This window comes from Clostridium frigoris, from assembly GCF_018861865.1.
Classification (GTDB): domain Bacteria; phylum Bacillota; class Clostridia; order Clostridiales; family Clostridiaceae; genus Clostridium_AD; species Clostridium_AD frigoris.
Genome location: NZ_JAHLDV010000004.1, coordinates 99439 through 119702, shown reverse-complemented (window position 1 = coordinate 119702; position 20264 = coordinate 99439). Strand labels below are relative to the sequence as shown.

16 protein-coding genes are annotated in these 20264 nt (G+C 30.1%); 9 read left to right on the top strand and 7 right to left on the bottom strand.

Annotated elements, in window-relative coordinates; all coding sequences use genetic code 11:
* Positions 1-7: 7 nt before the first annotated feature.
* From KPL37_RS03315 to KPL37_RS03295, 5 genes are all read right to left on the bottom strand, one after another.
* Complete coding sequence (locus KPL37_RS03315) at positions 8-2131, bottom strand: methyl-accepting chemotaxis protein (protein WP_216146011.1); 2124 nt, start codon at positions 2129-2131, stop codon at positions 8-10.
* Positions 2132-2316: 185 nt separating this feature from the next.
* Positions 2317-4149 (bottom strand): ABC transporter ATP-binding protein, encoded by a 1833-nt coding sequence (locus tag KPL37_RS03310; protein ID WP_216146010.1) that lies wholly within the window; start codon positions 4147-4149, stop codon positions 2317-2319.
* 15 nt (positions 4150-4164) lie between these two features.
* Complete coding sequence (locus KPL37_RS03305) at positions 4165-5967, bottom strand: ABC transporter ATP-binding protein (protein ID WP_216146009.1); 1803 nt, start codon at positions 5965-5967, stop codon at positions 4165-4167.
* Positions 5968-6011: 44 nt separating this feature from the next.
* Entirely contained in the window at positions 6012-6824 is an 813-nt protein-coding gene (locus KPL37_RS03300) for an SWIM zinc finger family protein (RefSeq protein ID WP_216146008.1), read from the bottom strand.
* A gap of 73 nt (positions 6825-6897) precedes the next feature.
* Positions 6898-9981 (bottom strand): DEAD/DEAH box helicase, encoded by a 3084-nt coding sequence (locus KPL37_RS03295; RefSeq protein WP_216146007.1) that lies wholly within the window; start codon positions 9979-9981, stop codon positions 6898-6900.
* 156 nt (positions 9982-10137) lie between these two features.
* On the opposite strand from KPL37_RS03295, the gene KPL37_RS03290 reads away from it, so the two are divergent.
* Together KPL37_RS03290 and KPL37_RS03285 are read left to right on the top strand one after the other, a co-directional pair.
* Positions 10138-11058: a chemotaxis protein gene (locus KPL37_RS03290; RefSeq protein WP_216146006.1), complete on the top strand. Its 921-nt coding sequence runs from the start codon at positions 10138-10140 to the stop codon at positions 11056-11058.
* 84 nt (positions 11059-11142) lie between these two features.
* Complete coding sequence (locus tag KPL37_RS03285) at positions 11143-11331, top strand: hypothetical protein (RefSeq protein ID WP_216146005.1); 189 nt, start codon at positions 11143-11145, stop codon at positions 11329-11331.
* Between the two features lie 47 nt (positions 11332-11378).
* Here the strand turns inward: KPL37_RS03285 and KPL37_RS03280 are convergent, their stop codons facing one another.
* On the bottom strand, positions 11379-12746 hold the full coding sequence (locus tag KPL37_RS03280; RefSeq protein WP_216146004.1) for an MATE family efflux transporter: 1368 nt from the start codon (positions 12744-12746) through the stop codon (positions 11379-11381).
* Positions 12747-12908: 162 nt separating this feature from the next.
* Between KPL37_RS03280 and KPL37_RS03275 the strand changes: the two genes are divergently transcribed.
* From KPL37_RS03275 to KPL37_RS03245, 7 genes are all read left to right on the top strand, one after another.
* Positions 12909-14390, top strand: coding sequence for a spore germination protein (locus tag KPL37_RS03275; protein ID WP_216146003.1), 1482 nt, complete (start codon positions 12909-12911; stop codon positions 14388-14390).
* Positions 14391-14404: 14 nt separating this feature from the next.
* Entirely contained in the window at positions 14405-15559 is a 1155-nt protein-coding gene (locus tag KPL37_RS03270) for a Ger(x)C family spore germination protein (protein ID WP_216146002.1), read from the top strand.
* An 18-nt stretch (positions 15560-15577) separates the two neighbouring features.
* Complete coding sequence (locus tag KPL37_RS03265) at positions 15578-15793, top strand: hypothetical protein (protein ID WP_216146001.1); 216 nt, start codon at positions 15578-15580, stop codon at positions 15791-15793.
* 45 nt (positions 15794-15838) lie between these two features.
* Positions 15839-16939: a GerAB/ArcD/ProY family transporter gene (locus tag KPL37_RS03260; RefSeq protein ID WP_216146000.1), complete on the top strand. Its 1101-nt coding sequence runs from the start codon at positions 15839-15841 to the stop codon at positions 16937-16939.
* Positions 16940-17063: 124 nt separating this feature from the next.
* Positions 17064-17387: a rhodanese-like domain-containing protein gene (locus tag KPL37_RS03255; RefSeq protein WP_216145999.1), complete on the top strand. Its 324-nt coding sequence runs from the start codon at positions 17064-17066 to the stop codon at positions 17385-17387.
* Between the two features lie 68 nt (positions 17388-17455).
* Positions 17456-17848 (top strand): large-conductance mechanosensitive channel protein MscL, encoded by a 393-nt coding sequence (mscL, locus tag KPL37_RS03250; protein ID WP_216145998.1) that lies wholly within the window; start codon positions 17456-17458, stop codon positions 17846-17848.
* Positions 17849-17963: 115 nt separating this feature from the next.
* Positions 17964-19058: a DUF3810 domain-containing protein gene (locus tag KPL37_RS03245; protein ID WP_216145997.1), complete on the top strand. Its 1095-nt coding sequence runs from the start codon at positions 17964-17966 to the stop codon at positions 19056-19058.
* 36 nt (positions 19059-19094) lie between these two features.
* Here the strand turns inward: KPL37_RS03245 and KPL37_RS03240 are convergent, their stop codons facing one another.
* On the bottom strand, positions 19095-20186 hold the full coding sequence (locus KPL37_RS03240) for a C40 family peptidase (RefSeq protein WP_216145996.1): 1092 nt from the start codon (positions 20184-20186) through the stop codon (positions 19095-19097).
* Between the last annotated feature and the right edge of the window lie 78 nt (positions 20187-20264).

The following is a 20264-nucleotide window of genomic DNA, read 5'->3' as shown; positions in this document are numbered from 1 at the left end:
TATATTTTTATAAATTAAATTTATTCATTTTTTCCCTAAGTTCGTTAGTTGAATCTTCTAATTGTTGTACTAGACCATCCATATTCTTAGTTTCATCATATTGATTTTCAATTACAGAACTTATTTGACCAACAGAATTTGTAAAATCACTGCAAATAACATTTACCTCTTTAAGATTATTTATAACGCTTCTATTTTCATTATTTAATTCATCGATACTAAAGTGAATGTTTCCAATAGACCCTGCAATATCTTCTGTTGAACTTAATGCCTTTTTATAACTTACAATAGTATCATTTATAGCACCATCCTGCTCATTAAAAACCCTATTAACTTCGACTATGCTATTTTCAGTCCTTACCATATTACTATTGACACTACTAACTATATCTTGTATTTTAATCATTTGTTCACCAATACCCTCTGATAAACTTCTAATTTCTCTAGCAACAACACTAAACCCATTGCCATATTTTCCAGCTGTCGCAGCTTCAATTGATGCATTTAAAGATAATATATGGGTTCTTTTAGATATGTTATTTACAACATCGACTATATTGTTAATGCCCATAAAATCTAAATATAACTCCTTGAACGAATCATTTACGCTATTTAATTTATTTGTACTTTCTTTATTTATATATTTTAAGCTAGTTACTGAACTTATATTTATATTATTAATCTCCTTAATATTCTCAGCCTTTAAGAACATATTTGTAGATTGTTCTTTAATAATTTGAACCTTTTTAGTTATTGACTCAAATGATCTCACACATATATCTATTACATTATTTAGCTTATCAGTATCATTAGATACTACTTGAGTATTTTCTGTGATTATCTCCATACCGGTTACTATATTATGCTGCGTTGTACCAGTAACTTTGTTAATGTGCAAAAGCTCCTCCGTTACCTTAGCTACGTCATAAACTAAGGATTTAATGTTTTCCGTCATAATATTAAAACTGGAGGCTAATTTGCCAATTTCATCATCATTTTTTATTACATTCATAACTGCAAGATTTCCATTTGAAATTTCTACTGTATTTTTCACAAGGGTATTCAGTGGCCTTAAAATTCTCCTTATGCATATATAGCATATTGGAACCATTACTATTAGCATTATAAAAGTCATTAACACTATAAGTTTTCCTATTGTATTAGAAGCACTTTTCATATTACTCTCATTTACTGTCAGCACTACTAAACTTTTAAGTTCTGGCACACTAATGTAAAATGCATTAAATTTATTTTTACCAGTCTTATATGTAAATTCCTTCATATTACCTTTTTTAAAATTGTTATTGTCCTTAGTAAGGCTAATCAATTCAGGAATATCAAGCTTTTTATTAATACGATGTTTGTCTGGATGATATATTATATTTTGAGAGCTATCTACCACGAATAAAAATCCATCGTCTAAGAATTTAAATTTATCAAATCTTTGAGAAAAATAGTCTATGTATACACTTTTTCCAGCTATTCCGATTACATTATTATTTTCGTCCTTAATTGGTTGTACAAATGTAACTACTGGCTTGAAATTTACGACGGATGTATATACTGAACTTACGGAAGGCGAACCATTCAAAGCTTTTTTTGCGTAATCATTTTGACTTAAATCACTATTTAAATATTCCTCATCGCTATCAGCTATAATTACTCCATCTTTATCTGTAATGAACTCATGTTCATCAGTCTTGTTACTTTTAGCATATGTCTTTAGTTTATTTGTCATTTCTACAATTTCACCTTTATATTTAATCTTAAACTCATCACGTTCTGTACTATTTTTATGTTTTACAAGTCCAATAACATCATCATTTAAAGCATTTTTCTCAACATCACTAGTTTGTATTTTTATCAAATTTTTAAAATTTTCATATACTTCATTAGACACTAGCTTCATGTTTTGTTTATTCGTGCTTACTATTTTATTATAAGTAACCCTATATATAATAACATTTTCTATAACCATAAAAAAAACTAAGGTTCCAGCTACTATCAAAATAACTTTTATAGGAATTGAAATATTTTTAAAACCTTTTAATTTTTTAACCTTTGCGAAAGTTTTAGATGTTATAAATATAATTTTTGTAGCTAATCTAGTAATCATTGCTTTTACATTCATTGGATGCAACCCCTTTAGATAAAATTGGATATCTTGTCAATTTTATATTACTTGACATAAGTTAAGTCCATGTTAACTAAATGTTAAAGTTTATAGGGGCGGTTAATAACTTTAATATAAGTTATTAACCGCCCCTAACAATTCTAGTTTTAATAAAATTATAAATAATTTATTATCACACACTCTTAAGATAATATGCCTTTACTTTCCATCTCCTTATCCTCTATGAGCTGATTTGTATAAAGACTATAGTAATATCCCTTTTTCTTTAATAGTTCTCTATGAGAGCCTGATTCAGTGATATTTCCATTTCTTATAACAAGAATTTTATCAGCTGATACAATGGTCGAAAGTCTATGAGCAACTACAAAACTAGTTCTACTACTTAGAACTTTTTCTATAGCATTTTGTATCATTCTTTCTGTTTCTGTATCTATAGATGATGTAGCCTCATCAAGAACAAATAATGCTGGATCTGCAAGAATTGCTCTAGCGAAGGAGATAAGTTGCTTTTCTCCTGTTGACAAATTTCCTCCACCTTCACCTACTTGCGTATCATATTTCTTATCTAGTTTACTTATGAAACTATGAGCATTTACAAGCTTTGACGCATTTTCAATTTCGAGTATTGATGCATTTAGTTTACCATATATAATATTATCTCTAATTGTTCCACTAAACAGATGTGGGCTTTGAAGCACATATCCGATATTTGATTGAAGCCATAATAATGATCTTTTTCTATAATCTATACCATCAATTAAGATTTCACCATTTGACGGTTCGTAAAATCTACAAAGCAAGTTTACTAAGGTGCTTTTACCAGAACCCGTTTCTCCGACTAGTGCTATAGTTTCCCCTTTATTAACCTTTAAGTTAAAGTTCTCAAATACCTTTTCTCCATTTTTATATGTAAAACAAACATCCTTAAACTCTATATCTCCATATATATCTTCCCAATTTTCTTTTTTTGCATGGAATAAGTCGCCATATTTTTTAATAACATTTTCATTGTCCCATATATCAGGTTTTGTTTCTATTAAATCTATAATTCGTTCTGCAGATGCTTGTGCATTCTGAAGCTCTGCTATTGTTCCAGCTAGATGACTTATAGGGTCAAAAAACTGGACCGTATAGGCAATAAACATTACAAAAGTACCATAAGATAATGATCCTGCTATAATACTTTTTCCACCTAGCCATAAAACAAAACCCACACCTATACTTCCCATAGATATAACAATTGGAAGAAATAGAGCAGAAAACACTGCTGCTTTAACCGACGAGCTTCTCATTTTACCTGCATCTAGTTTGAACTCTTTTAAGTTTTCGTCTTCCCTTACAAGTGTTTTAGTAGTTTTAGCCCCAGATACCTCTTCACTAAAATCTGCAGTTAATCGTGAATTTAATTTTCTAACAACTCTATAGGATTTAAGAATTTTCTTTTGAAAATACATTCCTATTAAAAATAGAATTGGCACCACACTCATACATATAAGAGTTAATCTTACATTATTATAAAACATTACTCCTATGAATCCACCCATCATAACTAGTGCCCATACCATGTCAATCAGTCCCCATGATATTATTTCACTAAGTTTTGTTATATCCGAGGTCATTCTTGCCATAAGCCACCCCACAGAGGATGTATCATAATATGAAAAAGATAACTCTTGAAGCCTTTTAAACCCTATCTTTCTTATATGATAGGCCAAGTGTGTTTCTATTTTGCCTGCATGTATTATAAATAATCTTACATTTAATCCTTGGAAAACAATAACACAAAAATACACTACTGCAAATATAGGAAGGCCATCTACAGTTTTAGCTACTATAAAATTATCAATTGCATACTTTGTAAGTAGTGGCATTACTACGTCTATACCTGCCACTCCAACCATTAGAAATGCTAAAAATATAAGTCCATTTTTGAATTCTGAAAGATATTTAAAAAGCTTTCTCCATATACCTATATCTATTTTTTGAGTTGGTTTACGTTTATCTATTCTAGCCATACTATTACCTGCCTTTTATTCATAACTTACCTGATCATCATTCTTAATATCATCTATATTAGTTTGTATTTCCCATATTCTTTTATATAAACCATCTTTTTTAATTAACGTTTCGTGGGTTCCTACGGTTTCGATCTTCCCATGATTTAATACTATAATTTTATCTGAATCCATTACTGTTGAAATTCTGTGAGAAATTATGAATGTAGTACTGTTTTCACTCCGTTTTTTAAGTTTTTCTCTTATGATTCTATCAGTTTCAGAATCCACTGCACTTAATGAATCATCAAATATTAGTATTGGCATATCTTTTACAAGGGTTCTTGCTATTGCCACTCTTTGTCTTTGCCCTCCGGAAAGCGTAACACCTTTTTCTCCAACAACAGTATCATATCCCTTTTCAAAGGAAGTTATAACATTATGCACAGCCGCTATACTAGCTGCACTATAGATTTCTATATCCTCTGAATGGATTTTAGACATCTTAATATTTTCCTTTATACTTCTTGAATAAAGAAATGGTTCCTGAAGTACTATACCTACATTACGCCTCATATGTTTTCTTTCAATATCTTTAAGTTCTACTCCATCAATTTTTATAGACCCGCTATTATAATCATAAAGCCTTAATAAGAGATGTACGAGTGATGACTTGCCTGAGCCCGTTGGACCAACAATGGCAACTGTTTCACCTCTCGCAACTTTAAAAGTTAAATCTTTTAGAATCGCGTGGCCCTTCTCGTATTCAAAGTTTACATTTTCAAAACTTATTTCTCCTTTAATTTCACTCTTAAGTGCCTTCCCATATTCCCTTTCCACTGGAACATCAAGAATCTTTGATATTCTCTTAAGGGAAACTGACATTTTACCCATGTCAGTTAGAACTCTACCCAGCTGCCTTACTGGCCATAATAACATTCCTTCATAGGTGTTAAATACCACCAAAGTACCTAGGCTTATTACTCCATTAACTGCAAAATAAATACCCAAAACCAAAACTAGACCAATTTGGGTCATACAAAGTATATCAGATGATGACCAATAAACTGATTCTAGTTTTACTAATTTGAAATTTAACTCTCTATATTTCTTGTTCTCTTTTTCATATTTTTCAATTTCAAAATTTTGTCTTCCAAATGCTTTTACAACCCTAACTCCGCTTAAATTTTCTTGAAGAATAGTTGTTAGAACACCCTCTTGTTCATCTGCTTTTTCAAAAGTACTTTTTATTTTATAAAAAAACACATATGAAAAAATAAAAATAATCGGTACTATCACCATGGCAATAATCGTCATTTTTTTATTAAGTGACAACATCATTATTATTGCAAAAACTACTATAAAAAATGCTCTTCCTATTTCCACCATTTGAGTTGCAAAAAATTTTCTAACGGTTTCCACATCCGAGGTACATCTTTGAATGAGGTCTCCAGATTCGGCTTTCACATGATACTCATATGGTAAATTCTGAATATGATTATAAAGCTTCACTCTCATAGTTCTTGATATATTTTCAGCAGCGCGGGAAGAAAAATTTCCACTCAAAAACAAGAAAACACCTCTAATACATGTTAATGTTACAAGACTTAACGCACAAATCCATAAATTTGTTATAAGTACCTCTTTGCCGCCTACTTCCATAATGAGCTTTTGCAAAGGTTTTATTACATCCATTGGTTTATTTCCTATTACTGAATCTATTGTTATTTTTATAATCAAAGGCTCTAGCATTGCTATAAATGTAGCTGCTGCTATAGAAAGTATTGCTGCTACATATAACACTCTATTACCTTTAGTTAAATTTATTAATTTCCCCATATAATTTATCTCCTCGCCGCTTTACCTAACACCGTATGCTAATGCTACTTTCCCATTAAGTACTTCCTTGTTTCCTCTTCAGTGCTAGTATACGCCACCGTCATTTTACATTTAAACTCATCTCCGTTGCTGCAAAATTCTGGAATCCCAAGTGTGCTTATGACTTCATGTTTAACTTCTGGTGTCATATAAGAGAATGTCATATTTAAAATATCTTCATCAATTATATCGAAATTTTCAAATTCTCGTTTTAAATCTTCAATAGTTTTTCTTGACCTACGATGTATTTTTGCTTTTCTCTTGACCTGTTCCCCTTCATTTCCACTTCTTAAAGTCCTGAGTGCTTTAAGAAAACTTTCTTTATCCATACCTCTAAGTTTTAAAATTACAAAAGGATCCTTATCAAATTCAATTCCAAGCATATAATGAACTGCTGCTATATGCTTACATGGATTTTCAACATTAAGGCATGAACACTCGCTTACTAAATGTATTTGTTTTTTAGGGAAAAGAGTTACACCTGCTTCTTTAAACGCCTCTTCTATATTTTCTGGCATTTCTCCATTTAAGAGTTTGGCACAAAATATTGCTTTTTGCACCATGATATTCATAATTTTTTTCCACTGTTCTTCTTTAAAAACGTCTATTTTTATATTCACTTTATAAGGCTCTTCGTCACTTCCTTGAACTCGTGCATTTATTTCTCCCATGCAAAAGTTTAAGCTCAGTACATTGCCCTCTCTTGCGCATTCCCGTCCACTGTTAATCGTCGAACTTTGCGTAAAACTTGAAATTGCATTGTTCCATTTTTTAGACCACCAATTACTACCAAATTCATTTCTTATTCTTCCAGTCACGAAGTTACATCTCCTTGCCTATATATGCAAATAATAACTATTAAAAACTCTCTTTAATTATTATCTGTGAATTTTATGCTTTATTGTTATGTTCTAATACAAATAACTCGCGGAGCTCCTTATTGCTCATCTCTGATATCCAATTTTCATTTGTTGACACTACACTTTCAGCAAGTGCCTGTTTCCGCTCTAACATTTGATCTATTTTCTCCTCAAGAGTTCCCATGCATATGAATTTATGCACATGTACATTTTTAAGCTGCCCTATTCTAAAAGCCCTATCCGTTGCCTGGTTTTCCACAGCTGGATTCCACCATCTATCAAAATGAAATACATGATTAGCTTTTGTTAGATTTAAACCAAGTCCCCCAGCTTTTAGTGATAATATAAATACTATAGGCTCACTCGTGTCACTTTGAAATATATTGATTAATTCTTCTCTTTTCTTTCTGCTCGTTCCTCCATGTAAAAATAATGTTTTCACTCCTAATTTTTTCTCAATCTCAGACTCCAAAATATGTCCCATTTCTGCAAATTGAGTAAATACCAGGGATCTATCCCCTTCTGCAATAACAATTTCTAGCATTTCGAGTAATCTTTCAAGTTTTCCAGACCGACCCTCAATCTCGCCATTGTCCTTTAAAAACTGTACTGGATGATTACAAATTTGCTTGAATTTTGTTAATGAAGAAATAATAAGACCTCTCCTTTGGATTCCCTCAGAATCATCTATTTTATTTAGACAATCCTTCACTACAGCTTGATATAAAGTAGCTTGCTCCTTTGTTAAAGATGCATATTCCTTCGTTTCAATTTTTTCTGGTAAATCTTGAATAATATTTAGATCAGTTTTAAGTCTTCGTAATACAAATGGTGAAATTATCTTCTTCAATTTATTACTTTTTTTAGGATCTCCATCCCTCTCTATTGGTACCGCGAACTCACTTCTAAATGTTGACCAATTGTATAGATACCCTTTATTTAAAAAGTCCATAATAGACCACAAATCTGAGAGTCTATTTTCAACTGGTGTTCCAGTTAATGCAACTTTATATTCTGCTTTAAGTGTTTTTATATACTGAGTTTGTTTTGATGCACTATTTTTAATGTTTTGTGCTTCATCTAATATGATTCCTGCCCATTCTTCCTTTTGAAATAAATCTCGGTCTCTTACTATTAGCGCATAGGTTGTAATAACCACCTCGTTTTTATGTATTTCTTTGCTAAAAGTTTCATAACTCCACCTGCTATTTCCGTGATGAATTGCAGATTTAAGACCTGGTGCAAACTTTTCGATTTCCCTTTCCCAATTTCCCACAACAGATGTGGGACATATTATTAAGGTCGGTTTATCAGTTAGCCCCTTTTCCCGCTCATAAAGCATAAGGCATATGCTTTGTACTGTTTTTCCAAGACCCATATCGTCAGCAAGGCAGGCTCCTATACCATGGTTTCTAAGAAATGTTAACCATGAAAAGCCTCTTTTTTGGTACTCACGAAGAGTACCTATGAATCCTTTTGGAATAGCAACTTGTTTTATATTATTTAAATTAAATAATTTTTCAAAAAAATGCCCAACAGCCTCTTGATTATTCATATTATCAACGCTAACTCCAGGAATTATTTCTTCATCACTTAAGTTAAGTCTTAATAATTCACCCATAGGAATCTTTCCATTAAGCCCCTTGTTCATTTTCATCTTAGCAAGTGACTTAATTTGATGTATATCAACCTGTACCCATTGTCCCCTTAACTGGATAAATGGCACCTTAAGATTTGAAATTTTATCAAATTCTTTCTCACTTATTTCATTTCCATTTAATGCCAATTTCCAATCATATTCAAGAATAGTATCCATATTGAATGTACTCTTTACCGCTAAATTAGTATTAGTAGTGTGTTTTTTATCCTTTAATTTAACAGAAAGCCTTGAAGATTTTTTCCACCAAGCCGGTGTTATAATACCAAACCCTTTCTCCTTCAAATAATAGGCTGATTCCCTTAAAAATGAATAAGCTTCCTCCTCGGATAACTTACATTCTATCGGCACTGCATCGTAAAGACTTCTTTCAATAGGAATAAATATCTTTGATGCTACCGCTAAATCCTCAAGTAACCTTTCTTGGGGATTATTAAATTTTTTATTCAAATATGTTATTGTATCAACAGACTCCTCAAAGATCATTTTTGCTGGTAGCATAAGACTAAGATCATCCTTATCTTGAAGCAAATACTCTATTGTCCAATCCTCTTCTCGTTTTGGTGGATTAACCTTAAAACATGTTCGAAATTTAAAGTTATTATTTTTAAGCTTTATAGGTTCTATCCATTTCTTATACTCTTTCAGCATTTTAATCTGATCACTATTGGAAATAGGCATCTCCGGTAATTCTGAGAAAAGAGAACGCATCCAATCACTGCTTAAGTTACTCAAATTATTCTCTAAATTATTAGTCTCATTGTTTATACCGATGCAACTACTTCTAACCATACTATCAATCATAGAATCCATAAAATTGCTTACCACTTTAGTACTATTTGTGTATACGAATTCTTGATTTTCTAGATTGAAATATGATTTACAAGTCACAGGCATGTTTCTACATAAAATCTTTTTTTTATCAATATACTCTGGATCACTTGTATGCCATCTCCACTGAGAATTCACTTTTTTATTTATCCTATCAATAGTTAATGATGGTAAATATTTATGTTTTATTATTAGCTCAGCTGTAAATTTAGCTACTATAATCCAAAATCTTAATTCCCTTGATACCTCAATTTCGTAAAGGTTGTTTCTATCTATATTTAAAATCATATTAAATGCATCTAAATTATTAAAAGTAATCCCCCTAATTTCTCTCTTAATAAGATTTTTAGATTCAAAATCGTATTTATATTTTCCATGTTTTATATCTATTGCTTGCTCTTTAATAATACTTCTAAGTTCAATAACTGAAGACATTTTTTCATATAGTGGAAGCGCATTTTTAGGTTTTCTACCTCTTCTTGTACACTTAGTTTCACCACTTTCGCCCCATAATATAAATGTATGCATACCTTCTGTAGTTTCTATCCATCCGCCATTTAATATCAAATTTACTTCACCCTCTAATAATGTTGTTAACATTTTTCTACGTACTATACAGTTTACCATATTTAGCTTAACAATTTCACTTTTATATTCTATTTTATTATTTTTAAATTCGACTTTTCATTTTAATGTAAAGTTATATGAGTTCTGTTCGAGATATTAAGTACATATGTTTTTACAAAATACTATCTATATACCTATTTGAAAGTGAGGGAAAATATGAATACTAATAATATACTCTTAGAATCTGGAACTGGCGAGGTTGAAATACTTGAATTTATTATAAATAATAAATTTTATGCAATTAATATTATAAAAGTTAAAGAAGTAATTCATGCAAACAATTTAACTAAACTCCCTGAATCACATCCTGCCATAGCAGGCCTTACACTATATAGAGATAAAATAATAACCTTAATTGACTTAAAATACGTTTTAGAGAAACAGCATAAAAATGAAATTGAATCACCGATCATTCTTTGTGAATTTAACAAAATTGAAGTAGCCTTTAGTATTGATAGTATCGTAGGTGTTCATCGTATTAAATGGGAACAAATAACAAAGCCAGATGATATATCTACCAATTCACTAGTCATCGGGAATATTGTTCTAAGCAACAAAATAATATTAATGCTAGATTTCGAAAAAATAGTTACTGATATCAGCCCTTCTACTGGAATTAGTGAGGACAGGGTCGCTTCCATAGATTATAGAGATAGATCCAATGTTAAACTAGTCCTCGCCGATGATTCTCCTTTAATTAGAAAATTATTAAATGATACTCTTATTAAAGCCGGCTTTATTAACTTAAAAATATTTAATGATGGAAAACAAGCTTTAGATTATTTATTGAATTTAGTCTCACAAAAGGGAATTGAATTTATACAAGATGTGCAGGTTCTTATAACTGACATTGAAATGCCACAAATGGATGGACATACTTTAACACGTAAAATTAAGGAACATGCTATTCTTAGAAAATTACCAGTTATTTTATTCTCCTCATTAATTACAAGTGATTTAAAACATAAAGGAGAGGCAGTTGGCGCAGATGCTCAACTTAGCAAGCCTGAAATAGCTGAACTCGTATCTTGCATTGATGGATTTACTAAAAAAAAACCATTAAATAAAAAAAATTAAATATATTTTCATTATATAAGTATTTTTTTTCATCTAAAACCTCATACTATAATTGTACTAATAAGAACTTAAGGAGGAATTTAAATGCAAAAAAATGCAAAACAACACGTTCAAGACGTTTGCCAACAACTTCAAACTTCAGCTACTTGTTTAACTGATGCGGTGAATACAGTAGAAAAAGCAGAAAACAAACAACAAATTCAAAACACTTTAAATCAGGTGCAATCTGCATTGCAAGCTGCTAATACAACACTTTCAAATTACAAAGAATAGTTAAGATAAATATATTTTAAAAGGAGCTTGTTAAAAAACAAGCTCCTTTATTTATTAAAAAAATAAGATTTTGAACTATTTGATACTTTATTGAATTTATAAATAAATAAGCTAAACATAAGTAGAGCGTCTACTCCCCATTGAAATGCAGTTATCCACCAAATCGCTGTAACTGGATAGTTTAACATATTAATAAAATAATATGTTAATGGTAGTCTTATAATCCAGCTTGTAAAACAACTAATAAAAAATGGACTTTTAACATCTCCTATCCCCTTGAGTGCACCAGCAAATACTAATGATAATCCTATAAATGGTTGCTCTGCGGCTCCAATTGCAAGACATTTCCCTGCTAAATAAGCAACTCTCTTCTCATTATTATTTACAAATAAATTCACCAGAAAATTTGGCATAAATAAGAATATTATTGCAAATATACTCATCATAGCAGCGGCGTAAAATGCACAGTTAAACGCAACTTTTTTTGCTTGTTTATAATCTCTTTTTCCTACATTCATACCTACTAAAGTAATAACCGCAATGCCAAAACCAATACTTGGCATAACCGAAATTCCTTCTATCATATTAGCTATTGAATCAGATGCAAATGAAATGCTCCCAGATTTAATTATAATAGCAACACACATAAGCTTGCTAATACTAAATGCTGCTTCTTCCATGGAACATGGAATAGCTAGTACTAGTATTTTTTTTATATCATTAAAACAGATAGAAAAAATATAGAATGGTTTAAACTTAACTTGCGATTTAAATACAGTATAATAAAAGCAGAAAACGAATCCACATAAATAAGCAACTGTAGATGCTATCGCTGACCCATCTATTCCCCTTGTATTAAACCCAATACCAAAAACCAGCAAATAATTCAAAATGATTTTTACGAATATTACAATTAAAGAACATATAAACGGTATAAAAGTATTTCCATATCCTATTAAAATAGAATTTAAAAGTCTCATACTCATGAAAAAAAATAAAGCTACAGAATTTATCTTTATATACGAATATCCTATTTTAAGTATATCATTCCTAGCACCAAGTAAATAAAGAAACTCTTTGCCAAATGAAAAAACCACTATTGTAATAATTAAACAAAAAACAATTCCTAATATAAATCCTAATGACGCAAATTTCTCAGCTGTTTTATATTGCCCAGCACCTACCATTCTAGAAACCAATGAAACAATACTTATACAAAATCCTTCTAAAATAAATATTTCTATAAATGCATTTGTTAAATTATTACTTAACCCCACAGCACTTACTGCTATATTACCACCATATTTGCCTATCATCATTAAATCAAATATAGACATTAACGTATATATTGTTATTTCCGCAACCACAGGTAGCGAAGTATTAAGCACTTCATTGGTTGTATGCTTATTCAACACACATAAGCTACCTCCTAAAATTAATTTTCATTATTAAGTATATTAACTAAATCTATTTTAATGAATAAATTTTAACTATTATACTATATGAGTAAAATCGTTATAACTTGGATAAAATATATTTATGATGTAAATTAATATAATATAAAGGATGTTTAATTTATGAATACAAATGACTTTTCAGATGTAAAACTAACACAATCATTAGATAAAAATGTTAATATAATAAAAAATATTTTTACTAATGATACAACAGTCGTATATAGAGAGTTACTGATTGAAAAACCTACTAGCATCAAGTGCATGCTTATATACATTGATGGTATGGCAAATTTACAAGCAATTAATGAGGATATTATAAAACCACTTTTTTTAAGTGATATATCTGGTATTAACAATAATAACATCATTGATATTTTAATAAAAAAGGTACTTTTAACCGCAGACAATAAAGAAACTACTTCTATTGATGATATTGTTAATGGAATAATTTATGGAAAAACTGTACTTTTCATAGATGGTTTAAGTAAAGTACTTTCTATAAATACTATTGGATGGCAAACAAGAGCAATTTCAGAACCCCAATCAGAAACTATAGTTAGGGGGCCACGTGAAGGCTTTACAGAATCTCTTAATTTAAACCTTACACTTATTAGGCGGCGTATTATTAATCCTAACTTGAAATTTGAATTTATGAGAATTGGTAAACAAACTAAAACTCAAATATGTGTATGTTATATCGAAGGAATAGCACAAGAACCCATACATCAAGAACTAATGACACGGCTTAATAATGTTGATATTGATGGAATTTTAGATTCTGGTTATATAGAAGAAATTATTAAAGATGCTCCCTATTCTCCCTTTAGGACTATCATTAATACAGAAAGGCCTGATGTGGTAGCAGGTAAACTTCTCGAGGGGAAATTTGCAGTTATCTGCGATGGTAGTCCTGTTGTTTTAACTCTTCCAAGTATTTTCGTTGAAGTTTTTCAAAGCAACGAAGACTATTATGATAATTTTTTATTTTCATCATTTGTCAGATTCCTGCGATGGTTATGTTTTTTTATTGGTACTAGTGTTTCAGCCATATATGTTGCACTTGTAACCTTCCATCAAGAACTTATTCCAACTCCACTTCTTATAAGCATATATTCTGCAAGAAAAGGAGCTCCTTTTCCTTCAATTGTAGAGACTATGATTATGATGATAACTTTCGAAATACTTAAAGAAGCAGGTCTTAGAATGCCTAAATATATTGGTGGAGCAATTACTATAGTAGGCACCCTAGTTCTTGGTGATGCTGCTGTTAACGCAAGACTAGTAAGTGCCCCTGTAGTAATAATTACTGCTATAACTGGAATTGCGAGTCTTATGTTACCTCAAGTTTTGGGAATAGTTGAGATCCGTATAATTTTCTTATTGTTATCTTCCTTCCTAGGTTTATATGGCTACATCTTTGGAGTAATGGGATTAGTTTTTCATATGATGTCAATACGTTCCTTTGGTATACCTTATATGACTAATGTTCCTTCATTTTCAACTCAAGATGTAAAAGACACGATAATTAGGGCTCCCTGGTGGAATATGTATTTAAGACCAAAGATGTTTACGAAAAATAAAAAACGTATGAAAAAACGATGAAAGAGGGCATTTAAATGAAAAAAAAAATATCATATATAATTTTTATAATACTTATATGCCCTATTATATTATGTGGATGCTGGAACTATAGAGAGATAGATACATTAGCAATAGTAGCTGGTATGGCATTAGATAAAAATATGGTAACAAATAAATATATACTGACTACAGAAGTTATAACCACGCAAGCTCAAGGGGTATCCTCAATCATTAGTTCTCAGATTTTCACGACTGAAGGTGACAGTGTATTTAGTGCAGTTAGAGATACGATAGAAAAGACTGGATTAAGACTTTTTTGGAGTGATTCTAAAGTTATAATAATAAGTGATTCCATAGCAAGAGGGGGTATAATTCCTGCAATTGATTGGACTAATAGATCCAACTTTGTTAGACCAGATATGTGGCTATTAATAGCAAAAGGTAATACGGCTTCTGAAATTTTAAAGACTAAGGTTAAGATTAATGAAGTAACTTCCTTTCATCTTGATGATACCATGAATTCTTGGAGTATTCTTTCTAAATTTACTAATTCAATGGTATGGTCATTTGTAGATGGATTATCATCCCCCGGGAAGTCCGAAGCAGTAACTACAGTTAAAAATAAACTTAGTGATGGTAATATTCTCCCCCTTGTAGAAGGTTGTGCTATTTTTAAATCAGATAAGCTTGTTGGGTACATAGATGGAAACGAAACCCTATATATGCTTATGATTAAAAATAAAATAAAACAAGCATTAATTACTTTAGTAAATGTTTCAGGCTCAAACACCAACGTAACCTTAGAACTAAATGATAATAGAACTAAACTAACCCCAATTTATAACAATGGATCAGTATCAATGATAATAGATGTTTACCCCACTCTAAGTATTCATGAAATCCAAGGGACTAACGATTTCATGAAAGAAGAAAACTTAGAAACACTTCAGCATGAAGCAGAAAAAAATATTGGGTCTCAGATAAAAAATTTAATTAGTAAATTACAAAATAATTATGACAGCGATGTTCTAGGCTTCGGAGAAAAATTTAATGAAGAAAAGCCAAAAATCATTAAAGATTACAATAAAAACGGAAAAGATATTTTCAAGGACATAAAGACTGTAGTTAATGTACACGTAGAAATAAAGGGAAGTAATAAAACAATAAAGCCTATTTATATAGGCAAATAATTGAAGGAGAATATATAAATGTTTTTACTTATAATAATCTTATATATCATAGTAATGTTTTTTGAGGGTACTTCACTATTAAAAGAAAAAAATAATGGCAAAACAATCTTTTATTTTTCTTTGATTATATTTTCAATGACAATTAGTATTCTACTATCTTTAGGCGTTCAGATACCAAGTCCATCCAATACAATTAAAGACATTGTAGTTTCAATATTTGGTAAAAGCGACTAATATTTTTACTATTTATAATCTCAGCAAATACTGTAGGAGGTTTAAATGAAAAATGAAATTATATCTGAGAGGCAAGGTATTATACTTGTAACGCTTTTTATAATAGGAAGTACCTTTTTAATAGGATCTGGAGGTGCTGCAAAACAAGATGCCTGGATTGCAGTAATTATTGCTATTTCATGTTCTATTATACTATTACTTATGTTTTCTAGGATTTTATCTTTATATCCAGGAAAAGATTTATTTGATATTCTTCAAATTGTCATGGGGAAATTCGCTGGTAAAATTATAAGCCTATTAATGATATGGTTCGCCTTTCATGTTGGAGCCTTAGTACTTAGAAACATATCAGAATTTACTAATATTTTAATATTTGCTAACACTCCAGTGGTAGTACCTATGCTTTTTTTAACTATGCTACTTATATGGTGTCTAAAAGCTGGTATTGAAGTTTTAGGAAGATGGTCTGAGTTTTTTATTTGGATTGTAATGATAATATCTATATTTTTAACTGTATTTTTAATATCCGACATGGATATTAATAAATTAAAGCCAATCCTAAATAATGGTCTAGCACCACTTCTAAACGGTACTTTATCAAGTTTTAGTTTTCCCTTTGGTGAAACAGTAGTTTTTACAATGGTTTTTTCAAATGTATCTAAAATTAAAAATTACAATAAAACATTTATAGTAGGCTTACTCATAGGTGGCGGAATTATATTTTTAGCAACCTTAAGAAATATTATAGTATTAGGGAGTGAGGCCATATCTAGGATATATTTTCCTACTACCATGATAGTAAGTCTTATTCACCTGGGACCCATGCTTCAAAGACTTGAAATTTTAGTGGTTATTGCATTTTTAATCTGTGTTTTTGTTAAAGTAAGCATATGTACTTTTGCAGTTTGTAATGGAATTTCAAAGGTTTTCGGATTTAATGATTACAAATTTACTGCAACCCCTGTAGCTCTTTTGATGTTAAGCTTCTCTTTTATTCTATACAAAAGTACCATGGAAATGTCATTTTGGGCTTTTAATGTATACCCATATTATTCTCTTGTTTTTGAAGTTATAATACCTTTAGGTGTTTTTATTTTAGCAGAGATTAAAAGCAGAAGTTCATCTACTACAAGTATAACTAAATAAATTTTTACACTAGTTCATAAAACGGCTAACCTTTTTATTTACTGATTCTTATATTTATTATCTTTTACTATCTATGAGATGATATAATAAGGTTATAGATTTTCTTCAAGAGGAGGCATAAATTATGTTTGATTCAAATGTTAAAAATGTAAATGCAAAAGAGGCGTATAATCTTATAAAAGACGACAAAGAATTTGTTATTTTAGATGTAAGAAGTAAAGAGGAATATGATAATGGTCATATTAAAGGAGCAAAGCTTGTTCCAGTTCAAGTTCTTATGTCAATGATGGATGAACTTGATAAATATAAAGAAAAGAAAGTACTTGTTTATTGCGAATCTGGTAGAAGAAGCCCAATAGCCGTAGATACATTAATAGACAATGATTTCAAAAATATATACCATTTAAGTCGCGGGATATCTTCTTGGAAATACGATATAACTAAATAGTATAGTTAATATATTAAATATAATAATATATCTTGCTTAAACATACTTTGGAAGGGCGTGTTACATATATGTTTAAAGGATTTAAAGAATTCGCTCTTAAAGGAAATGTTTTAGATTTAGCATTAGCCGTTGTTATTGGCGGTGCATTTTCTAAAATAGTTGCTTCTTTAGTTAATGACCTTATAACTCCTATACTTGGTATAATAATAGGTGGAATTAATGTTTCTAGTTTAAAATATAATATACCCTCATCCATATCTGGTGGAGTATCTGTATCAATTAATTATGGATTATTTATTCAATCCGTAATAAACTTTTTAATAATTGCATTTTCACTTTTTATTTTTATAAAAGTTATACAATCAGTTCAAAAAAATAAAGCTGAAAAAATAATTGTAAAGGGTCCCTCCAACGAGGAAATATTGTTATGTGAAATCAGAGATTTATTGAAGGAAAAATAGTTATATAAAAAGCTTCAAGTAAAATTTTTACATGGAGCTTTATTTATAATAAATTATATTTAATATATTTATTTAAAAAAGGGCATTATAAATATATTAAGGAGGAGGTATTTTTGTGAAGAAGTCGTTAACTAAAAAACAGTTCTTTTTGATTTCTCTTTTACCCTTAGGTATTCTACTTACTCAGCTATCAAGAATATTTCCTAATATTACAGAAAAATACTATTCTTTATTTTTGTACGAAATAATCACTACTATTTTAAGTTCAATTACAAGATATCTACCATTTTCTCTTGCGGAATATATAATTGTATCTTTTTCAACGTTTGTATTATGGTATATTTCTAAAACAATTTTTAATGTATTAAAACATAAAACTAAAAGAAGAAAGATTATAAAAAATTTGTTATTAAATACACTTGCTGCATCAGGACTAATATATTTTTCATTTCAACTTTTATGGGGTTTTAACTATCAAAGGCTTCCACTAGCCAAAACACTCAAATTAAATGTTCATAATTCAACAACAAATGAACTTGCGCATCTATGTGAAGACCTTATAACTAGTTCAAATGACTTAAGGGAGAAAATAAGTCAAAATAAAAATGGTGTAATGAAACTGCCCTATAACAAAAAAGTTATTTTAGAAAATGCTCACCTAGGGTATGATAAAGCCTCATTACAATACGTAATATTAAAAGGGACTTATGGAATACCTAAAGGCATATTACTCTCACATCCAATGTGTTATACAGGAATTACAGGTTTTTATTTCCCCTTTACAAGTGAAGCAAATATTAATATGTCAGAACCTGATTCATATCTGCCTTTTACGACTTCTCATGAGATGGCTCATCAAATAGGATTTGCAAAGGAAGATGAAGCAAACTTTATTGCTTATATAGCCTGCATAAATAATCCTGATATAAATTTTAAATATTCTGGTACACTTGCAGCATTAACATATTCACTTAACTCATTAAGACAATATGATCCTCAAAAATATAAGGAACTGTTTTCATTTTGTAGTAAAGGTGTGCTTAATGATATGATATATAATGAAAACTTTTGGGAAAGTTATTCCGGTCGTATTGAAAAAATTAGTAAAGAAATCAATGACACTTATCTTAAATCTGCAAGTCAGAGATCTGGCATAAAAAGCTATAGTGCGATGGTTGACCTTCTTCTTGCTAATTACAGAAAAAAATAAATTTATCTATTCATTTTGTTATTATTGTACGGTTTCTTATTTAAATCTTCTTGCTGACATATAATCGTTTCTTGTCATCTGTGATATTTTTACTACATCACCTGTTTGAGGTGCATGTATATATGAACCATTTCCCACATAAATACCAACATGATGAGGACTTCCTGTTCCAAAAAAGACTAAATCTCCTGCTTGTAAATTTTCTCTAGAAACATATTTACCTTGAGTTATCTGATCATATGTAGTCCTACCCATACCAATTCCAAAATGAGCATACACATATTTAGTAAAACCTGAACAATCAAATGTATTGGGACCATTAGCTCCCCATGCATATGGAGTTCCTAAGAATGTTTTAGCATATGCTATTATCGCATTTGAACTAGTTGATGTACTTTCTTTATTACTAGGTTCGGTCTTCACGATATCTCTTACCAAATTACCTCTTGATGGAGTAATCTGTTTAACACTTTGCGTATTCATTGCAACCTCATATTTAGAAGTTTGCGCTAATCCATTCTTATGTAATTCCTGCTGCTTTTTAGATTCAACAATTAACTTGGTTTGTACTTTTTTCTCTGCACTAAGCTTGTCCAATTTATTTTCATTGTCAACCTTTAAAGCTAGAACTTTTATCTTATTATTACTTAGAACTTTTTTTGTCGCCTCAATAGCTTCTTTTTTATCGTTTAATTCCTTAATAATTTTGTTATCATACTCTACAATATTTTTTATATTCTCTACTCTTGAGATAAAGTCTCCTACTCCATTTGAATCAAGTAATATTTCTACGTAGCTTTCTGCACCATTCATATACATGACTCTCATTCGATCATTAAATAGGGTTTCTTCACCTTTTATATTGTTTTGTGCAACTAATATATCTTTCGTAGTTTGATCTATTTTCTTTTGTGTATTAATGATATCATATTTTGCTTTGTCAATTCCAGAGTATATATTTTCAATATTGAAATCTAGAGTCTCAATAGATATCTCTAATTTGTCAGAATTCTTCTGTGCTATACCATATGAATCCTTTTGCTGTGATAATGGTGCCGCTATTGTTGACATACTTACCGACATAGTTAACCCAATTGATATAAGTAATTGTAATATTCTTTTTCTCATAATTATTCCCCCACATTAATTGTTTTAAAATCATCATAATTTTTCGTATTATTTTTCAATAATATTATTATAGCATTA

What these genes read in the sequence shown, in the direction of transcription:
- KPL37_RS03265 (WP_216146001.1), top strand. Translation starts at nt 15,578, where the DNA reads ATGTTTTTACTTATAATAATCTTATATATCATAGTAATGTTTTTTGAG.
- mscL (WP_216145998.1), top strand. Translation starts at nt 17,456, where the DNA reads ATGTTTAAAGGATTTAAAGAATTCGCTCTTAAAGGAAATGTTTTAGAT.
- KPL37_RS03295 (WP_216146007.1), bottom strand. Translation starts at nt 9,981, where the DNA reads ATGGTAAACTGTATAGTACGTAGAAAAATGTTAACAACATTATTAGAG.
- KPL37_RS03290 (WP_216146006.1), top strand. Translation starts at nt 10,138, where the DNA reads ATGAATACTAATAATATACTCTTAGAATCTGGAACTGGCGAGGTTGAA.
- KPL37_RS03310 (WP_216146010.1), bottom strand. Translation starts at nt 4,149, where the DNA reads ATGGCTAGAATAGATAAACGTAAACCAACTCAAAAAATAGATATAGGT.
- KPL37_RS03285 (WP_216146005.1), top strand. Translation starts at nt 11,143, where the DNA reads ATGCAAAAAAATGCAAAACAACACGTTCAAGACGTTTGCCAACAACTT.
- KPL37_RS03270 (WP_216146002.1), top strand. Translation starts at nt 14,405, where the DNA reads ATGAAAAAAAAAATATCATATATAATTTTTATAATACTTATATGCCCT.
- KPL37_RS03260 (WP_216146000.1), top strand. Translation starts at nt 15,839, where the DNA reads ATGAAAAATGAAATTATATCTGAGAGGCAAGGTATTATACTTGTAACG.
- KPL37_RS03240 (WP_216145996.1), bottom strand. Translation starts at nt 20,186, where the DNA reads ATGAGAAAAAGAATATTACAATTACTTATATCAATTGGGTTAACTATG.
- KPL37_RS03275 (WP_216146003.1), top strand. Translation starts at nt 12,909, where the DNA reads ATGAATACAAATGACTTTTCAGATGTAAAACTAACACAATCATTAGAT.
- KPL37_RS03305 (WP_216146009.1), bottom strand. Translation starts at nt 5,967, where the DNA reads ATGGGGAAATTAATAAATTTAACTAAAGGTAATAGAGTGTTATATGTA.
- KPL37_RS03315 (WP_216146011.1), bottom strand. Translation starts at nt 2,131, where the DNA reads ATGAATGTAAAAGCAATGATTACTAGATTAGCTACAAAAATTATATTT.
- KPL37_RS03255 (WP_216145999.1), top strand. Translation starts at nt 17,064, where the DNA reads ATGTTTGATTCAAATGTTAAAAATGTAAATGCAAAAGAGGCGTATAAT.